The sequence below is a fragment of the Clostridium sp. MCC344 genome (assembly GCF_018785365.1).
In the GTDB taxonomy this organism is placed as follows: Bacteria; Bacillota; Clostridia; order Lachnospirales; family Lachnospiraceae; genus Pilosibacter.
Genome location: NZ_WQPQ01000045.1, coordinates 1 through 1,438 on the forward strand (window position 1 = coordinate 1; position 1,438 = coordinate 1,438).

Below are 1,438 nucleotides of genomic sequence, written 5' to 3' on the forward strand. Positions count from 1 at the left end.
CATGTGGTACAGGAATCTAAACCTGTTGTCCATCAGCTACGCTTCTCAGCCTTGCCTTAGGCCCCGACTTACCCAGGGCAGATCAGCTTTACCCTGGAAACCTTAGATATTCGGCCTGGAGGATTCCCACCTCCATCTCGCTACTCATTCCGGCATTCTCTCTTCTTAAAAGTCCACAGCTCCTTATCGGTACTGCTTCGCCCCTTTAAGAATGCTCCTCTACCAATGTATAAATACATTCCTGAGCTTCGGTGTTGTGTTTCAGCCCCGGACATTTTCGGCGCAGGACCTCTCGACTAGTGAGCTATTACGCACTCTTTGAATGTGTGGCTGCTTCTGAGCCAACATCCTAGTTGTCTTTGAAATCCCACATCCTTTTCCACTTAACACACACTTTGGGACCTTAGCTGCAGGTCTGGGCTCTTTCCCTTTTGACGACCCAACTTATCTCGTGCCGTCTGACTCCCGTACATCATCTGTATGGCATTCGGAGTTTGATATTCTTCGGTAGGCTTTGACGCCCCCTAGGAAATTCAGTGCTCTACCTCCACCAGACTAATACGAGGCTAGCCCTAAAGCTATTTCGAGGAGAACCAGCTATCTCCGGGTTCGATTGGAATTTCTCCCCTATCCACACCTCATCGCCACCCTTTTCAACGGATGTGCGTTCGGTCCTCCACGAAATTTTACTTTCGCTTCAACCTGGACATGGATAGATCACCCGGTTTCGGGTCTGCACATGCTGACTTGACGCCCTATTCAGACTTGCTCTCGCTTCGGCTCCGCACCTTTAGTGCTTAACCTTGCCAGCATCCGCAACTCGCCGGACCGTTCTACAAAAAGTACGCGGTTGCACCTTAACGTGCTTCCACAGCTTGTAAACACAGGGTTTCAGGTTCTCTTTCACTCCCCTCCCGGGGTCCTTTTCACCTTTCCTTCACAGTACTATGCGCTATCGGTCACTAAGGAGTATTTAGCCTTGGGGGGTGGTCCCCCCGACTTCCTGCAAGGTTCCACGTGTCTCGCAGTACTCTGGATCCCACTAGCTCCCTTCTGGTTTCATGTACGAGACTTTCACTCTCTTTGGTCTGACTTCCCAGACAGTTCCATTACCATACGGGTCACATAACGTGGTCCTTAACCCCGGAATGCACGCATTCCGGTTTGGGCTCTTCCAATTTCGCTCGCCGCTACTTTCGGAATCGATGTTTCTTTCTCTTCCTCCGGCTACTTAGATGTTTCAGTTCACCGGGTTCCCGGCGTATGGCTATGTATTCACCATACGTCACTTGAGGTACACTCAAGTAGGTTTCCCCATTCAGAAATCTCCGGATCAAAGGATATTTGCTCCTCCCCGAAGCTTTTCGCAGCTTATCACGTCTTTCATCGGCTCTTAGTGCCAAGGCATCCACCCTGCGCTCTTTCTAGCTTAACCAGT

The 1,438-nt window shown here is 50.4% G+C and carries 1 rRNA gene; it reads right to left on the reverse strand.

Features of this window, described 5'->3' with window-relative positions:
• Nucleotides 1-1,435 (reverse strand): 23S ribosomal RNA (locus tag GPK90_RS11975); the annotation flags it as partial.
• Nucleotides 1,436-1,438 lie beyond the last annotated feature (3 nt).